This is a genomic window from Ectothiorhodospira variabilis, assembly GCF_022227625.1.
In the GTDB taxonomy this organism is placed as follows: Bacteria; Pseudomonadota; Gammaproteobacteria; order Ectothiorhodospirales; family Ectothiorhodospiraceae; genus Ectothiorhodospira; species Ectothiorhodospira haloalkaliphila.
The window spans coordinates 19,755-36,189 of record NZ_JAJNAO010000011.1 but is presented as its reverse complement, the minus strand read 5'-3'; the positions used below and the strand labels follow the sequence as shown (position 1 = coordinate 36,189).

Here is a 16,435-nt window from a genome sequence, read left to right as displayed (position 1 = left end):
ACCCCCCGCGCCCCCAATGAGGGCCGCTCCCACAAAGGGCGTAAGCTCCCACAAAGGCTCAGGAGATGTGGGCGATCACCAGGTCCATGACGTTGGTGCCGGTGGGACCGGTCTCCATGAGGTCGCCTGAGGCCTGGAGGCAGGGGTGGGCGTTGGCGGTGGACAGGGCCTGGTCCGGATCAAGGCCGTGAGCGCGGATGCGCTCCCAGGTGCCACCGTCCACCAGGGCGCCGGTGGCACTCGTGACGCCATCAGAGCCATCCGTGCCCGCCGCCAACAGGGTCACATACGGGCAACCGGACAACACCCTTGCCGCCGCCAGGGCCAGATGCTGATTGCGCCCGCCCTGCCCTGGGTTCTCCGGCAGGGTGACCGTGGTCTCGCCACCCCAGACATGCACCCCGGGAGTGGCCCTGCCCTCGTGCATCAACCAGTGGGCCAGAGCCGCACCTCGCTCGGCGGCCTCACCCTTCAGGAACTCGCCATGAACGGTGACAGGACAATGCCGCTGGCGTGCCGCATCCCCGGCTGCGCGACAGGCATCCTCCAGGTTGGCCAGCACCCGGGCGGGCACCGAGGGGGCGGAAGGTGACGGCGTGGCATGGGCGGCCATCGCCCGGTGCACCATCTCCGACAGACCGGCGGGCAGGGTGGGCAACGGCGAGGATTCCCGGGGCGGCGTGAGCAGGCCCGAGCCGATCACCGCGGGGTCATTGCCGGGCACGTCCGAGATCAACCAGACCTCGGCGGGACGCGGCCCCAGATACTCCCGTAAACGGCCGGCCTTGATGCGGGAGACCCCGCTTCGCACCCGGTTCATGGCCTGGATGTCCAGCCCGGATCCCAGTAGCCAGCCATTGAGGCGTTGCAAGTCCGCCAGGGTCATCCCCTCGGGCAACGCCTCCACCAGGCTGGACGTGCCGCCGCTGATGAGAAACAACAGGCATGCATCGGGCGGCGTTTCCTCGATGAACGCCAGCAGCCGCCCCCCCGCCGCCAGGCTGGCCTCACCGGGCAGCGGGTGGTCTGATTCCAGGCACAAGAAACGCCCATCACGAGACAGGGCTTCATCACCATGCCCATGACGGGTGATCACCAGTGCTCGCTTGAGTTTGCCACCCAGCCCTGCCCGTGCCCCCTGAGCCATGGCGGCGGCCGCCTTGCCGATGGCCACCGCATGCACCGCACCCTTCGGCTTGTTGATGACCAACTGCCGCCGCACGACTTCCTCGCCGTTCACGGCCTCCAGGGCCTCGCGGAAACAATGCAGCAGGACGTCTCGATGGGGATTCATGGGAACCTGGGACTACTCATCGCACACAAAACACGCCCGGTAATCCGGGCAATCACCACACACGGGGGACTTGCAGATGGGTATGCCTTCCCGGCCGCATAGCTGACGATAGAAGAACTTCTTCCAGCGCATGTTGTGGATATTCTGTTGTGCCAGGGTAGCAAAATGTCGTGTCATCAACCGGGAGAGCTCCGAGCGCTCGTCAAGCCCCAGACCTTGCCACAGATGCCCTGGCTTGAGGGCGCGACGCGCGACGATATGCGCCAGCCACGTGGTCACCTCGCCCTGATGCGAAGCATGCTCAAGCAGCAGGCAGCGAAGGTCCGTCTCCTCGATGGCGCCCTCGCCCGCATCACCTTCCCGGGTAACCGCTGGCTCCAGTGCGTCCAGGCCGGGGAAACACTGATCCAGCAGGCGGCTCAGGCTGTCGGCATGCAACCCCAGGCTGGCGTGCAGGCAAGAGGCCTGTGCCTGCTCCACGTCTTCCATGGCCACCACCAGGGCACAGGACAGCACATGACGGTCGAACGGATCGCCCCGCCCGGGCAATGCCAGCAAGCGGTCACGTCTTTGAGTGTCGGGGCGGGCATGCACTTGAGAGGTTGAAGTCATGACGGAACCTCGTCGGCCCTGGTTGATTCCAGAGCCCCTTCGGTCATGGATAATGGGATCGCGACACTCATGCGACAGCAACCCCCTTGACCATCGCCCACACGGACTGTCCGGGGGACAGATCCAGTTGCCTGCGAGAGCGCGCGCTGATCCGGGCCAACAACTGATAATCCCCCACCACCAGGTTCAGGATGACATGTCCGGGATGGGGATCGTCACTGATCTGCGCGATCCTGACCGGAATCGGGTTGAGCACGCTACTGGAATCCGGGCGATCCAGGGCCACGGACACATCCCTTGCCAGGATGCGCACCCTCAAGGGGGCACCGATGGGCCGGTCCTGCTGGGAGACCAACAGCCGGCCGCCGGAAAAGGCCAGCTCCGTGAGGTGATCATCCGCGTGATGGGCAGCCACCGTGCCCTGGATCACCGCCGAGGCCTGCTCGCTGTGGGCCAGGGGCAGGTCCGTGCGGGTGAGCAGGGTCTGCAACGGTCCCTGTGCCAGGGCGCGCCCATTCTCCATCAGCACCATGTGATCCGCCAGGCGGGCCACCTCCTCGATGGAGTGGCTCACATAAACCACCGGGATGGACAACTCATCCCGCAGCCGCTCCAGATACGGCAGGATCTCCCCCTTGCTGGTCACATCCAGTGAGGCCATGGGCTCATCCATGAGCAACAACCGCGGGCTGGTGAGCAGCGCCCGGCCAATCGAAACTCGCTGACGCTGACCTCCGGAAAGCTCATCCGGATAGCGTGCCAGCAGATCCGCAAGACCCAGCAGGTTCGCCACCTCGTCCAGCTCCAGACGGCGCTGCTCGGGGGCCAGGCGCTTGAAGCCGTAGAGCAGGTTGTCCCGTACCCTGAGATGGGGGAAAAGACTGGCCTCCTGAAAGACATAACCCAGGGGTCGCTTGTGTACGGGCAACCACTGAGTGTCATCCTGCCAGGTCTCGCCGTTGAAGGTGAGTCGGGCCTCACGAATACGTTCCAGACCCGCCAGACAGCGCAACACCGTGGTCTTGCCGGAACCGGAGCGACCGAACAGGGCGGTCACGCCTCGTCCGGGGATCTCCAGGTCCACATCCAGGGTGAAGTCGCCGCGATCCAGGAAAAATCGTGCATGGATGCTCATCACGCCACCCCCACGACCTTGAAGCGTCGATTAAGCCCATACACGCTCATCAACAGGAGGAACGCCAGCACCACCAATAGCAGGGACAGGGCATGGGCCGAGGCATAGTCCATGGCCTCCACGTGATCGTAGATGGCGATGGAGGCCACTTGCGTCTGGCCAGGGATGTTGCCGCCGATCATCAGGATCATGCCGAATTCCCCAAGAGTATGGGCAAACGAGAGCACCGCTGCGGTGAGGATGCCCCGTCGCGCCAGGGGGAGCACCACCGTCAGAAAACGGTCCAGGGGACTGGCCCTGAGGGTGGCCGCCGTCTCCAGTACGCGCCCCCCGGTGGCAGCAAAGGCATTCTGCAGGGGCTGCACCACGAACGGCAGTGAATAGATCATGGAGCCGATCACCAGACCGGTGAAGGTGAAGGCCAGATGCCCCACCCCGATATCCTCCAGAAAGCCCCCCACGGCGCCCCGCGGCCCCAGCAGAACCAGCAGGTAAAAGCCCATCACCGTGGGCGGCAGCACCAGCGGCATGGCCACCAGCGCCTCGATCATCACCTTGCCCCGCCACCGGGTGTGGGCCAGCCACCAGGCCAGCGGGGCACTCAGCACCATGAGGATACTGGTGCTGATCACCGCCAGCTTGAGGGTGATCCACAGGGCGGTCAGGTCACTGTCGCTGATGCCGAACATGCCGTTGCGCTCCCTCTGGCCGAATCACTGGACCGCGTAGCCGGCGGCTTCGATGATCCGGGCGGCATCCTCGCCCCGCATCCAGGCCATGAAGTCCCGGGCCACCTCCAGATCGCCCGCCCGCTTCAGGATGACGGCCTGCTGTTCAATGGGATCGAACAGTTCCGCCGGTGGAATCCAGTAGGAACCGGGGATGTTCCCCGAGGCATCCTTGACCTGTGAAAGCGCCAGGAATCCCAGCTCAGCGGCGCCGGATCCGGTCTGGGCGTAGACCTGCGTGAGATTTTGTGCACGGATCAGACGGCCCTCTGCGTTCAACCTGTCCCAGACACCCAGGGTTTCCAGGATCTGCTGAGCCGCAACCCCATAGGGCGCATTACGCGGATTCGGGATGGAAAGAAAACGATACTCTCCCTCCGTCAGTACCGCTTCCGGGTCCTGCAGCCAATCCTGCCGGCTGGACCACAGGACCGGCACCCCCAGAGCATAGGTGAACCGGGAGTCTTCATGCGCCAACCCGTCACTCACCAGGGTTTGGGCACGCAGCACATCGGCGGAGAAGAACAGATCGAAGGGCGCTCCATTGGTGATTTGCGCGTACAGCGCCCCGGATGACCCGCTGCTGATGCTGAAGCGATGCCCGGTCTGTTCCTCGTAGCGGGCGGTGAGTTCCTGAAGCGTGCCCAGAAAGTTGGCGGCGGTGGCAATTCTCAAATCGCTTGCGGTCGCCAAAGGAGAAAGGACAAGCAGACACAGCACCGTAATGAGGCAGTGGGTCAGTCGGATTTTCGTGATCATGTCGTTGCCGGCTCTCGTGTTGTTGCCCCGTATATACCGCATGACGTGCCAACGGGAAAATCCGCTGCCCGCCGCGAATGGATCATGCAGGTTCGGGGCCAGGCCGAACTCTATCGGCTAATCACCTGTTTTCGAATGGGGAACCGGCAGGATTCCACCGGGCGACGCGTGTAGGCTTTGCGACAATCCCGTGCCTGGCGGACAGAAAGACAGGGCACAAAAAAGGGCGGATGAGCTTGCATGGTGCAATCCTCATCCGCCCTTTGATTCGCCCCCTCCCGCCATCGGGAGGGGGTTTTCAGGTAGGAGAACGACTTACTTCAGATCAAAACGATCGCCGTTCATCACCTTGGTCCAGGCCTTCACGAAGTCCTTGACGAACTTCTCCTTCGAATCGTCCTGGGCATACACCTCGGCGTAGGAACGCAGGATGGAGTTGGACCCGAAGACCAGATCCACCCGGGTGGCCGTCCACTTCACGTTGCCGCTCTTGCGATCGACAATCTCGTAGAGGTTGTTGCCCTTGGGCTTCCAGGTGTTGGCCATGTCGGTCAGATTCACGAAGAAGTCGTTGGTCAGCACCCCTTCCCGATCCGTGAAGACCCCGTGCTTCGTGCCACCATGGTTGGTGCCCAGTACCCGCATGCCGCCCACCAGCACGGTCATCTCGGGTGCTGTCAGCCCCATCAGCTGGGTGCGATCCAGCATCATCTCCTCGGCAGAGACCACGTAGTCCTTCTTCAGCCAGTTGCGATAGCCATCGTGCAGGGGTTCCAGCACGTCGAAGGATTCGGCGTCGGTCATCTCCTCGGTGGCATCGCCGCGACCCGGCGCGAAGGGCACCGTGACGTCGAAGCCGGCATCACGGGCAGCCTTTTCCACCGCGGCCGTGCCGCCCAGGACGATCAGGTCGGCCAGGCTCACCGGTTTGCTCAGGCCGGACTGAATGTCTTCCAGCACACCCAGCACCTTCTTCAGTCGCTCGGGCTCATTGCCCTCCCAATCCTTCTGCGGGGCCAGACGGATGCGGGCACCGTTGGCACCGCCCCGGTAGTCGGAATAACGGAAGGTGCGGGCGCTGTCCCACGCGGTGCTGATCAATTCCGAAGCACTCAGACCGCTGTTGAGCAGCTTGTCCTTCAGGTCCGCCACCTCGGCATCGCTCAGGGTGTAGTCCACCTTGGGCACCGGATCCTGCCAGATCAGGTCTTCCTGGGGCACTTCAGGGCCGAGATAACGACTCTTGGGTCCCAGGTCACGGTGGGTCAGCTTGAACCAGGCGCGGGCGAAGACCTCGTTGAAATACTCCGGATCGTTGTAGAACCGCTCGGAGATCTTGCGGTACTCCGGATCCTTGATCATGGCCATGTCGGCGTCGGTCATGATGGGGTTGTAGCGGCGGGAAGGATCTTCCACATCCACCGGCTTGTCTTCTTCCTTGATGTTCACCGGCTCCCACTGCCAGGCACCGGCGGGGCTCTTTTTCAACTGCCAGTCGTGCTCGAAGAGCATCTTGAAGTAGCCGTTGTCCCACTGGGTGGGATGGGTGGTCCAGGCACCTTCGATACCGCTGGTGATGGTGTCGGGTCCACAGCCCTTGCCCTGCGGGTTGCGCCAGCCCAGGCCCTGCTCTTCCACATCGGCGCCTTCCGGGTCGGGGCCCAGCTTGGAGGCATCGCCATTGCCATGGCATTTGCCCACGGTGTGACCGCCGGCGGTGAGGGCCACGGTTTCCTCGTCGTTCATGGCCATGCGCGCAAAGGTGGTGCGCACGTCCTGGGCGGTTCTCAGCGGATCGGGGTTACCGTCCACACCCTCCGGGTTCACATAGATCAGGCCCATCTGCACGGCGGCCAGGGGGTTTTCCAGGCTCTCGCGATCGTCGCTTTCATAGCGGCTGGAACTCTCGGCCAGCCACTCCTTCTCGGAACCCCAGTAAGTGTCCTTTTCCGGATGCCAGATGTCGGCCCGCCCACCGGCGAAACCAAAGGTCTTGAACCCCATGGACTCGTAGGCGACGTTGCCGGCGAGCACGATCAGATCGGCCCAGGACAGCTTGTTGCCATATTTCTTCTTGATGGGCCACAGCAGACGGCGGGCCTTGTCCAGATTGCCGTTGTCCGGCCAGCTGTTGATGGGGGCGAAGCGCTGGTTGCCCGTGCCGGCACCGCCACGACCATCTGCAATGCGGTAGGTACCCGCGGCATGCCAGGCCATGCGGATCATCAGACCGCCGTAATGGCCCCAGTCCGCCGGCCACCAGTCCCGGCTCTCGGTCATCAGGTTGCGCAAGTCCTGCTTGACCGCCGCCAGGTCCAGTTTCTTGAATTCCTCGGCGTAGTCGAAGTCTTCCCCCATTGGGTCGGACTTCGTGTCGTGCTGGTGAAGGATATCCAGGTTCAGTGCGTTGGGCCACCAATCCATATTGTCGTTACCGGTTGCGGTATTGCCACCATGCATGATGGGGCACTTGCCTGCACTCTTGACGTCATTTCCGCCCATTTTTTCCTCCGTTTATTGCGAGATGGTTGTGTACTGAACCGTCACCCCGGCTGGCCCGCATCGCATCCGACGCCCGGCTCCTGAGGTGCCTGGCAGACACTCCCTTGGAGGGGGAGAGCCTGCCGATCGTTCAACCGCTTGGCCCTTATAGTTATAGGGGATGGGCGTGATAAATTCAAATGGAGGGTATGGATGAATCCAATAGATTATTACTATCATCGACGTGAGAGAACCAAGGTTCAGCTACAACCCCCCCTTCCCCCTCAGGGGAACCGATCGAGCCCGCGTGCCAGATCCCGCTGGATGTCCTCGATGTCCTCAAGCCCCACCGCTACACGGATCAGTGATTCACTGATCCCCTGGCTCTCCCGTTGCTCTGGTTTGATGCGCCCGTGGGTGGTGGTGGCCGGATGGGTGATGGTGGTCTTGGCATCCCCCAGGTTGGCGGTGATGGAGAGCAGGCGTGTACTGTCGATCACCTGCCACGCCTGTTCCCGCCCTCCCTTCACCTCGAAGGCGACGATACCGCCAAAGGCGGCCTGCTGGCGGGTGGCCAGGGCATGCTGCGGGTGGGACGCCAAGCCAGGATAATGGACGCGCGCCACACCCGGCTGCGCCTCCAGCCACTGGGCCAGGGCCAGTGCGGATTCACAGTGGGCCCGCATGCGCAACCGCAGTGTTTCCAGGCCCTTGAGGAACACCCAGGCATTGAAGGGGCTCATGGTGGGGCCGGCGGTGCGCAAGAAGCCGAATACCTCCTTACCCACCCGCTCGGCATCGCCCACCACTGCACCCCCCACGCATCGTCCCTGGCCATCCAGGTACTTGGTGGCGGAGTGAATCACCAGGTCGGCCCCCAGGTCCAGCGGGCGTTGCAGGGCCGGGGTACAAAAGCAATTGTCCATGGCCAGCAGGCAGTCATGGGCGTGCGCCAGGTCCGCCAGGGCGCGGATATCCACCAGTTCCGTGAGGGGGTTGGAGGGGGTTTCCGCGAACAACAGGCGGGTCTCGGGCCGGATGGCGGCCTCCCAGGCCTTAAGGTCTCCCAGCGGGACGTAGGTTACCCGGATACCGAAGCGGGTGAGGTAATTGCTGAACAGGTTGGTGGTGGAACCAAATACCGAGCGCGAAGAGACGATGTGATCACCAGCCTTGAGCAGGGAGAGACAGGTGGACAGGATGGCCGACATGCCAGAGGCCGTCGCCACGCAGGCCTCCCCCCCTTCCAGCGCCGCCAGGCGATCCTGAAAGGTTCGCACCGTGGGGTTGGTGAATCGGGCGTAGATATTGCCTGGCTCGTCACCGGCAAAACGCGCTGCGGCCTCGGCGGCACTGGAGAACACGAAACTGGACGTGGCATAGATGGGGTCGGAATGTTCCTGCTCGGGTCCACGCCGCTGGCCGGCGCGGACGGCCCGGGTATCAAAGCCCTCGCTGGGATCGCCGGGATCGTTCAGGGGATGTTCCATGGTTGTATTGCCCTCACCCGCCCCGTCGGGCACAAAAAAACCCGCCAAAACGGGTCGTCACCCGCTTTAGCCGTATTTTTAAGGCGCCCGCAAGCTGGATCAAATCGGCGCCGTCAGAGTGTCAGCGCCTGGCGCTGACTGACCTTTATCAATTTAAGAGGCTCACATGTTGCTGTCAACGCCGCACCGTGCCGGAGATGGAGACTGACTGAACCTCATCCGCCCACTGACCGGCCTCCAGCATGGCGTTCATGATGTCTTCCCGGAGCAGATCGGCAAAGACCACGCTCTCCACCTGGTCGGTTTCACAGGCCCGGGCACAAGCCACCACCTCACCCAGTTCGCCTTCCCCCTCCAGCAAGGCTCGCTTGATTTCATCGTCCAGGGGCAAGGGGCCGATCACCTGAGGCAAGGGGCGCTCCATCACCAGGTCCAGGGCCGAGAACAGACCGGCCGTGAAATAACGCTCCACCGGGCGACGACCGGCCATGCGGGCGATGCGCTCGCACAGGCCGGCGCGCTGCAGGCACAGGTGCACGAGTCCGGCGGGGCGGTCCTCAAGGCCGCTGAGCACCAGCATACAGGCCCAGGTGACCAGCTTGCGATGCCCCAGGATGAGGATGGCCCGGGCCAGGGAGTCCACCTGCCGGTTGAGGCCGAAGAAGGGAGAGTTGATCAGCTTGAGCAGCTTGAAGGCCAGCCCCGGATCCTGTGCGATCAGATGCTGCAGTTCGTGGACATCCATCTCCGGCTGCTGCAAACGCGCCAGCAGACGAAGCACGGTGAGCTTGCCGGTGGGCAGGTTGACCGCGCGAAACACCCGGGGCCGGCTGAGGAAGTAGCCCTGGAAATAATCGAAACCCAGGTCCCGAAGGAATTCATAATCTTCCAGGGTCTCCACCTTCTTGGCCACTTTTTCCACCTGGGTCGTCTTCAGCCCCCTGAAGATGAGACGCAGGTCATCCGGCCGGGAGCTGGCCGTGTCGATCTTCACCTGATGCACCACGGGCAGCAGGGCATCCCGGGATGTACCGGGGACATAGTCATCCAGGGCCAGCACATAGCCCTGTCCGGAGAGCCCGCGCAGCAATTGCACCGCGTCTTCATCGCAGGGCAACGAGGGCGGGAGGTCCAGGATCATGCGACCCGCAGGGACGGCCAACTCCCGTAATTCCTCCATCAGGCGCCAGGTCATGTTGATGGCAGCCAGGCGACTGCCGACCAGCGCATCCAGGCCGATCTCGCCGAAGGCACTGAGCATCACATGGGAGGTGGCGGCATCACTGGCTGTCGCACTGTCCGGGGAGGTGGCCGTGCGGAATAGCAACTCGTAGGCGTGGACGCCCAGTTGCTGGTTGTAAATCGGTTGCCGGGCGATGTAGGTGCCCGTTTCAAGATGCCGTGCTGGGTCCATGCCTGCCCTCCCCTGGGTGGTCTACAGGCTATCAGCAAGCGGGTCCTCGGAAAAGTCGGATGGCCCCGGTTCAGGGCTGCGTGGTCACCTGCACGCGATCGGCCACGGCGCAAAGCAGATCGTAGCTGATGGTCTCGGCGGCCGCCGCGATCTCATCCACCGGCAGGCCCTCGCCCCACAGGGTGACGGGATCGCCCACCGCCGCCTGGGGATGGTCGGTCAGATCCACGGTGATCATGTCCATGGAAACCCGGCCGATCAACGGGGCACGACTTGCGCCCACAAGGACCGGGGTGCCATTGGGCACATGCCGGGGGTAACCATCGGCATAGCCAATGGCCACCACACCCACCCGGGTAGGCCTCGGGCACTGGAAGGTGGCGCCATAGCCCACGGTATCCCCCAGAGACCGATCCTGGATTGCCACCAGGGGTGCCTGCAGGTGCATCACCGGCTCAAGGCCATGCCGGGCGGGGTCCCGGTCGGCCAGGGGCGACGCCCCATAGAGCATGATGCCGGGGCGTACCCAGTCCCCGTGACTTCGTGGCAGGGCGAGGATGGACGCGGAGTTGGCCAGACTGCGCAGACCTGACAGCCCCTGGGTGGCCGCTTCGAAGCGGTTCAACTGGGCAGCGTTCTCCGGACGTTCGGGCTCATCGGCACAGGCCAGATGAGTCATCCATACCGGTGGTTGCACCACCTGGGCACATCGCTGCAGCCCTCCATGCAAGGCGGCGGCGCGCGTGGCAGAGAAACCCAGGCGCCCCATGCCGGTATCAAGCTTGAGCCAGACCTGCAGTGGGCTGGAAAGCGGCGTGGTTTCCAGGAGGCGAAGCTGGCTCTCGTCGTGGACCACCACGGTGATATCTTCACGCGCGGCCTGGCGCAGTTCCCGGTCATTCTTGAAGCCCTGCATCACCAGCAGAGGCAGACGAAAACCGGCGCCACGCAAGGCCTCCGCCTCGTCCATGCAGGACACGGCAAACCCATCCGCCAGCGGCGCCAGCACATGGGCCACTCGCAGCAGACCGTGCCCATAAGCCTCGGCCTTGATCACGGCCATCACACGCCGTCCCGGCGCAGCCTCCCGCACCCGCCCCAGGTTATGTTCCAGGGCACCCAGCCGCAGATGCGCCCGGGCAGCGCGCTTCACGAAAAGGCCTCGTTGGAATAGATTTCCGGCACGTAGTTCTCGAACCGGGTGTACTGCCCCAGGAAGGTCAGCCGCACCACGCCGATGGGACCGTTACGCTGCTTGGCGATGATGATCTCCGCCGTGCCCTTGTCGGGGCTGTCCTCGTTGTAGACCTCATCCCGATAAATGAAGACGATCAGGTCCGCATCCTGCTCAATGGCGCCTGATTCGCGCAGATCCGACATCACCGGGCGCTTGTTGGGGCGCTGCTCGAGGCTGCGGTTGAGCTGGGAGAGCGCGATCACCGGCACGTTCATTTCCTTGGCCAGAGCCTTGAGCCCGCGGGAGATTTCCGAAATCTCGTTGGTCCGGTTCTCGGCGCTGCCCGGCACCTGCATGAGCTGCAGATAATCCACAACGATGAGCCCCAGCTTCTTGTGCTCGCGCATGAGTCGTCGCGCGCGCGCGCGCAGGTCGTTGGGCGACAGGGCCGGACTGTCGTCAATGTAGAGCTGGGCCTCGGAGAGCATGGACACGGCGCTGGAGAACCGGGGCCAGTCATCATCCTCCAGGCGACCGGTGCGCAGGCGTTGCTGATTGATGCGTCCCAGGGATGACAGCAGCCGCATGGCCAGCTGCTCGCCGGGCATCTCCATGCTGAAAACGGCCACCGGATACTGCTGCTTGAGGGCGGCATATTCGGCCATGTTCATGGCAAAGGAGGTTTTGCCCATGGAGGGGCGCCCCGCCATGATCACCAGGTCGCCCGGCTGCAGGCCGGAGGTCATCTCGTCAAACTCATCATAGCCGGTGGGCAGACCGGTGATGGGGGTGTCCTGTTCGAAGAGCATTTCGATGTGCTCAACCGTGGACTTGAGCAGGGTGCGCATGCCGCGAAAACCCTGACGGGAACGCTGGCCCTGTTCAGCGATCTTGAAGACCTTCTGTTCCGCCTCATCCAGCAGCTGCTGGCTGTCACGGCCCTCGGGCTTGAAGCCGCTATCGGCAATGCCGGTGCCCACACTGATCAGCTGGCGCACCACCGACCGTTCGCGCACGATCGCCGCATACGCGGAGATATTGGCGGCGCTGGGCGTGTCGCGGGCCAGCAGGCCCAGATAGGCCAGCCCACCCGCCTCCTCAAGCTCGCCGCGGGATTCCAGACGTTCGGAGATGGTCACCACGTCGAAGGGGGCATTGCGGCCCGCCAGTTCGGCGATGGCGCGGAAGATCAGCCGGTGATCGTGTCGATAGAAGTCCACCTCGGCCACGGCGTCGGCCACCGTGTCCCAGGCCTCATTCTCGAGCATGAGGCCGCCGAGAACGGCCTGCTCTGCCTCAATGGAATGGGGTGGAATCTTGAGCGAAGAGGTATCGGTGTCGTAATGGGGCGGTGGGGGTGTTTCGTACATGGAGTTCTACCGGAAGGAGTCGAGCAACCGAAGCACGGATGGGCGGTGCCTCATCGAAACAATAGCATGATTTCGAGGCCACCCCATGTGGGAGCGGCCCCGGACCGCGAAGGCAGCAAACGGCCCCCGGTCGGGGCCAAGCCATCCCTTCGCGGCCCGGGGCCGCTCCCACGCGAGACACTTCCGTCACCACGTCCCTGCCTCAGACACCGGTGGGGCGTGGCATGGCAGTGCTTATTCTTCGCCTGCCACCACGACCTTCAAAGTGGCCTTCACGTCGGTGTGCAGTTGCAGGGCAATCTCGTACTCGCCCACCACCCGCAGCGGGCCATCAGGCATGCGCACTTCGCGCTTTTCCAGTTCACCGCCAGCGGCGGTCACTGCATCGGCGATGTCGGCGGTACCCACGGAGCCGAACAGCTTGCCTTCACCACCCGCCTTGGCCGTCACGGTGACCGTCATGGCCTCCAGCTTGTCACGACGGGACTCGGCGGCAGCCAGCGACTCGGCGGCGGCCTTTTCCAGTTCGGCACGGCGAGCCTCAAACTCGGCCAGGTTGGCTTCGGTGGCAAACTTGGCCTTGCCCTGGGGCAGCAGGTAGTTACGGGCATACCCGGCACGCACGCGCACCTTGTCACCCAGGTTGCCCAGGTTTTCCACCTTTTCCAGGAGAATGACTTCCATCGGTTTTTACCTCAATCAAGAATCAAATGCGTTGCCCGCCGAGAGGTCGGGCATCAGGTATCGTCGGACTTGTCTTCGGGCTGGGCCCGGGTCAGTCGGCCGCGCAGGTTCAGGAAGCTGTCCATCACCCCCAGGGTAGCCAGCAGGATCACCATCTGCGGCAGGGCCAGCGCCAGCAACACGTAGGTGAACACCAGCCAGATCCGGCTCAAATTCATCCGGGCATTGGTGCCATGGATGACCGCCAGCCCGTGCAGGAAGAAGGCCATCAAGAACACCAGCGACAACTCGAACAGCAGGTAGGAATCGGCAAGCCACGCCACCAGCAAGAGCCCCACCAGCATCATGGCCGGCACACGGCCCAGGCTCAGGGCATGAAACTCCTCCCTGAAACCACCGGGGTTGTACAACACCGCCTGCCAGTAACGGGCCAGGATGAGTGCCGCGCTCAGGGCCAGCAGCGATACCGCCGCCAGCATGCCGGTCATCAGCGAGGCCGCCTGCAGGAAGGCCTGCTGGCGTTCACTGCCGGTCACCCCCGACTGCTCGAACAACGGACCCACAGCCTGCTCCAGCACCGCCAGCCACATCTGCGGCAGGTTGGGCACGGTCGCGTGCAACAACAGAATGACGCCGCAACCGATGCCGATACCCACCGACAGGGTGATGGCCCAGGAGAACGTCCTGCGCAGCACCTCGGCCAGCACCAGGGCCGGCAGCCATTGCACCAGGGCAGTGATCATCCCCACAGCGGGGTGCAGACCCGCCACCCAGGCGATCAGCGCAAGCACCAGGGCGGCCAGGGCCGCCACGGCCACGCCCTGGGCCGCGCCCAGACGCAAGGTCACCAGGGAGACAGCCGAGCTGCTGACCAGGGCCAGCGGCGGGAGCAACAGACCAGCCACACCGAATCCGGCGGTGGCCGTGGCGGCCCGCAAGCGGCCCTGCATGATGAATGACGCCAAAGGCTTCATGGGATCCTGCCACTGGTACCCAGGGAGGGTACCGGACGGCCAGCCAACTCAGTGGTTGTCGGAGTAAGGCAGCAGTGCCAGGAAGCGCGCCCGCTTGATGGCGGTGGCCAGCTGGCGCTGATAACGGGCACTGGTACCGGTGATCCGGCTGGGAACGATCTTGCCGGTTTCGGTGACATAGTTCTTCAGGGTGTTGAGGTCCTTGTAGTCAATGAACTCAACGCCCTCGGCGGTGAAACGGCAATACTTGCGACGGCGGAAGAAACGGGCCATGGTCTTACCTCGGAATACGTTGGAACGGGGAGATGATCAGTCGGCGGAAGCGGAACGGCTGGAGTCGTCGTCGCTGTCGTCGTCGTCAGAGGACCGGGCGCTGCTGTCGCTGTCGTCGTCGTCCCGGTTCTTGGCCAGGGGGGAGACGTCGGTGAAGGCACGATCCATGGACATCACCAGGTGACGGATCACGGCATCGTTGAAGCGGAAGGCGCTGACCAGTTCTTCCAGGGCAGCTTCAGGGCATTCCACGTTCATCAGCACATAGTGGGCCTTGTGCAGCTTCTGGATGGGATAGGCCAACTGGCGACGGCCCCAGTCTTCCAGGCGGTGGATCTCACCCTCGGCGGATTCGATGATCCCCCGATAGCGTTCCATCATGGCGGGCACTTGCTCGCTCTGGTCCGGGTGGACCATGAAGACGATTTCGTAATGACGCATTGTGATTTTCCTTTCGGGTATCAGCCTCCCGGCGATCCGGTGAGGCAAGGAGAGACGCCGGGCAGGCCCGGCAAAAGGCGGAATCTTAACCGCTTGGGCGGCTCTAAGCAATCGGCGCGAGCAGTGCATGCAAAAGGGACGGACGGATGATCCCCATCAATGACGAGAACCCCACCGAACGACCGCCGCTGATCACCTGGACCCTGCTGATCGGCTGCGTGCTGGTGTTCTTCTGGCAACTCACCCTGGACTCCCAGGCCCTGCTCCACGTGGTCTACGGCCTGGGCTTCGTGCCGGCGGTGCTGCTGCAGGGGGCCCGCTTGCCCGAGGACGTGCAGGTGGTGGCCCCCTGGATGACGGTCTTCACCAGCCAGTTCCTGCATGGGGGCTGGCTGCACCTGATCAGCAACATGCTGTTTCTGTATGTGTTTGCCAACAACGTGGAAGACGCCATGGGTCACGGACGTTTTCTGGTGTTCTATCTGCTGGGCGGCGCGGTGGCGGCCCTGGGGCACGGCCTGTTCGCCCCCGGTTCGGAGGTGCCCATGATCGGCGCCAGCGGCGCCATCTCGGCGGTGCTGGGGGCCTATCTGCTGCTGCATCCGTCATCGCGGATCACGGTGCTGATCCCACTGGGCCTGATCCTGTATCCGGCGCGATTGCCGGCGGCGGCCGTGCTGGTGCTGTGGTTCGTGATCCAGCTGTTTCAGGCGCTGCTCACACCGCCGGATCAGCCTGGGGTGGCCTTTCTGGCCCACGTGGCCGGGTTTGCCGCCGGCGTGGCGCTGCTGTTCGTGTTCAAGCGGCGGGATGTCCGGCTGCTGCAATGATCCGGGGCGCGGCGACCCTCACCCCTCACCCCCGCTGCCGGACCGCCTCGTACAGGCATACCCCCGCCGCCACCGACACGTTCAGGCTCTCCACCTTCCCACGCATGGGCAGACGCACCAGCGCGTCGCAACGCTCGGCGGTGAGGCGGCGCATGCCCTTGCCCTCGGCACCCAGCACCAGGGCCGTGGGGCCCGTCAGGTCCGCGTCATACAAGCCCGTGTCGGCCTCGCCCGTGGTGCCCACCGTCCACACCCCCAGATCCTTGAGCAGATCCAGGGTGCGCGCCAGGTTGGTCACCTGGATGAAGGGCACCGATTCGGCCGCCCCGCAGGCCACCTTGCGCACCACCGGGGTGAGGCCCACGGCCCGGTCCCGGGGGGCGATGACCGCGGTCACGCCGGCGGCATCGGCGGTGCGCAGGCAGGCCCCCAGGTTATGGGGATCGGTCACGCCATCCAGCACCAGCAGGAGCACGGGGGCCCCTTCCCGGGGGGCCATGACCACATCCGGCAGATCCTTCTCCCCCAGGGAGGCCACGGGCTGCGCCCGGGCGATCACCCCCTGGTGAGTGGCGCCGCCGGCCTGGGCATCCAGATCCCGACGGGGCAGGCGCGTGACCGGGATGCCCGCCCGGTCCGCCTGATCCAGGATGGCCTGCATGCGGGCATCCACGCGCCCCGACTGCACCCGCAGGGATTCCACCCGCCCGGGGGACTGGCGCAGCAGGGCCTCCACCGCGTGAAGCCCGAAGACCTCGTCATGAGCCGCCATG

At 64.2% G+C, this 16,435-nt stretch carries 16 protein-coding genes and 1 riboswitch; of the genes, 1 reads left to right on the top strand and 15 read right to left on the bottom strand.

The features are described 5' to 3' along the window. Positions 1-58: 58 nt before the first annotated feature. The 14 genes from LPW30_RS11455 to rpsF form a co-directional block, all read right to left on the bottom strand. Positions 59-1,294: a glycerate kinase type-2 family protein gene (locus LPW30_RS11455; protein ID WP_239680903.1), complete on the bottom strand. Its 1,236-nt coding sequence runs from the start codon at positions 1,292-1,294 to the stop codon at positions 59-61. A 12-nt stretch (positions 1,295-1,306) separates the two neighbouring features. Continuing rightward, entirely contained in the window at positions 1,307-1,906 is a 600-nt protein-coding gene (locus tag LPW30_RS11450; RefSeq protein ID WP_239680902.1) for a nitrogen fixation protein NifQ, read from the bottom strand. Positions 1,907-1,973: 67 nt separating this feature from the next. Beyond that, a complete protein-coding gene (gene modC / locus LPW30_RS11445; RefSeq protein ID WP_239680901.1) occupies positions 1,974-3,041 on the bottom strand; it encodes a molybdenum ABC transporter ATP-binding protein in 1,068 nt (355 codons plus the stop codon). Beyond that, positions 3,041-3,730 (bottom strand): molybdate ABC transporter permease subunit, encoded by a 690-nt coding sequence (gene modB / locus LPW30_RS11440; RefSeq protein WP_239680900.1) that lies wholly within the window; start codon positions 3,728-3,730, stop codon positions 3,041-3,043. The genes modC and modB overlap by 1 nt, the downstream gene beginning before the upstream one ends. Before the next feature lie 24 nt (positions 3,731-3,754). Further along, positions 3,755-4,528, bottom strand: coding sequence for a molybdate ABC transporter substrate-binding protein (modA, locus tag LPW30_RS11435; RefSeq protein ID WP_238624139.1), 774 nt, complete (start codon positions 4,526-4,528; stop codon positions 3,755-3,757). A 315-nt stretch (positions 4,529-4,843) separates the two neighbouring features. Then, positions 4,844-7,030 carry a catalase/peroxidase HPI gene (gene katG / locus LPW30_RS11430; RefSeq protein ID WP_025280810.1) on the bottom strand — a complete coding sequence of 729 codons (2,187 nt, stop codon included), beginning with the start codon at positions 7,028-7,030 and terminating at the stop codon, positions 4,844-4,846. A 263-nt stretch (positions 7,031-7,293) separates the two neighbouring features. Beyond that, on the bottom strand, positions 7,294-8,499 hold the full coding sequence (locus LPW30_RS11425; protein WP_239680899.1) for an O-succinylhomoserine sulfhydrylase: 1,206 nt from the start codon (positions 8,497-8,499) through the stop codon (positions 7,294-7,296). Between the two features lie 45 nt (positions 8,500-8,544). After that, positions 8,545-8,620: riboswitch (SAM riboswitch) on the bottom strand. 54 nt (positions 8,621-8,674) lie between these two features. Then, entirely contained in the window at positions 8,675-9,913 is a 1,239-nt protein-coding gene (locus LPW30_RS11420; protein ID WP_239680898.1) for an EAL and HDOD domain-containing protein, read from the bottom strand. 70 nt (positions 9,914-9,983) lie between these two features. Continuing rightward, positions 9,984-11,066 carry an alanine racemase gene (gene alr / locus LPW30_RS11415; RefSeq protein ID WP_025280807.1) on the bottom strand — a complete coding sequence of 361 codons (1,083 nt, stop codon included), beginning with the start codon at positions 11,064-11,066 and terminating at the stop codon, positions 9,984-9,986. Continuing rightward, the gene (gene dnaB / locus LPW30_RS11410) at positions 11,063-12,460 is read right to left on the bottom strand and encodes a replicative DNA helicase (protein ID WP_051582635.1); all 1,398 of its coding nucleotides are present in this window, start codon (positions 12,458-12,460) and stop codon (positions 11,063-11,065) included. Before dnaB ends, alr begins: the two co-directional genes overlap by 4 nt. A gap of 234 nt (positions 12,461-12,694) precedes the next feature. After that, the gene (gene rplI, locus LPW30_RS11405) at positions 12,695-13,144 is read right to left on the bottom strand and encodes a 50S ribosomal protein L9 (RefSeq protein ID WP_025280805.1); all 450 of its coding nucleotides are present in this window, start codon (positions 13,142-13,144) and stop codon (positions 12,695-12,697) included. Between the two features lie 53 nt (positions 13,145-13,197). Further along, entirely contained in the window at positions 13,198-14,118 is a 921-nt protein-coding gene (locus tag LPW30_RS11400; RefSeq protein ID WP_025280804.1) for a DUF2232 domain-containing protein, read from the bottom strand. Positions 14,119-14,166: 48 nt separating this feature from the next. Then, positions 14,167-14,391, bottom strand: a complete 225-nt coding sequence (gene rpsR, locus LPW30_RS11395; RefSeq protein WP_025280803.1) for a 30S ribosomal protein S18 — start codon at positions 14,389-14,391, stop codon at positions 14,167-14,169. 36 nt (positions 14,392-14,427) lie between these two features. Next, positions 14,428-14,832 (bottom strand): 30S ribosomal protein S6, encoded by a 405-nt coding sequence (gene rpsF / locus LPW30_RS11390; protein ID WP_025280802.1) that lies wholly within the window; start codon positions 14,830-14,832, stop codon positions 14,428-14,430. A 146-nt stretch (positions 14,833-14,978) separates the two neighbouring features. On the opposite strand from rpsF, the gene LPW30_RS11385 reads away from it, so the two are divergent. After that, positions 14,979-15,662, top strand: a complete 684-nt coding sequence (locus tag LPW30_RS11385) for a rhomboid family intramembrane serine protease (protein WP_025280801.1) — start codon at positions 14,979-14,981, stop codon at positions 15,660-15,662. 25 nt (positions 15,663-15,687) lie between these two features. Here LPW30_RS11385 and rlmB read toward each other — a convergent pair whose 3' ends face one another. Next, on the bottom strand, positions 15,688-16,434 hold the full coding sequence (gene rlmB / locus LPW30_RS11380) for a 23S rRNA (guanosine(2251)-2'-O)-methyltransferase RlmB (RefSeq protein WP_239680897.1): 747 nt from the start codon (positions 16,432-16,434) through the stop codon (positions 15,688-15,690). Between the last annotated feature and the right edge of the window lies 1 nt (position 16,435).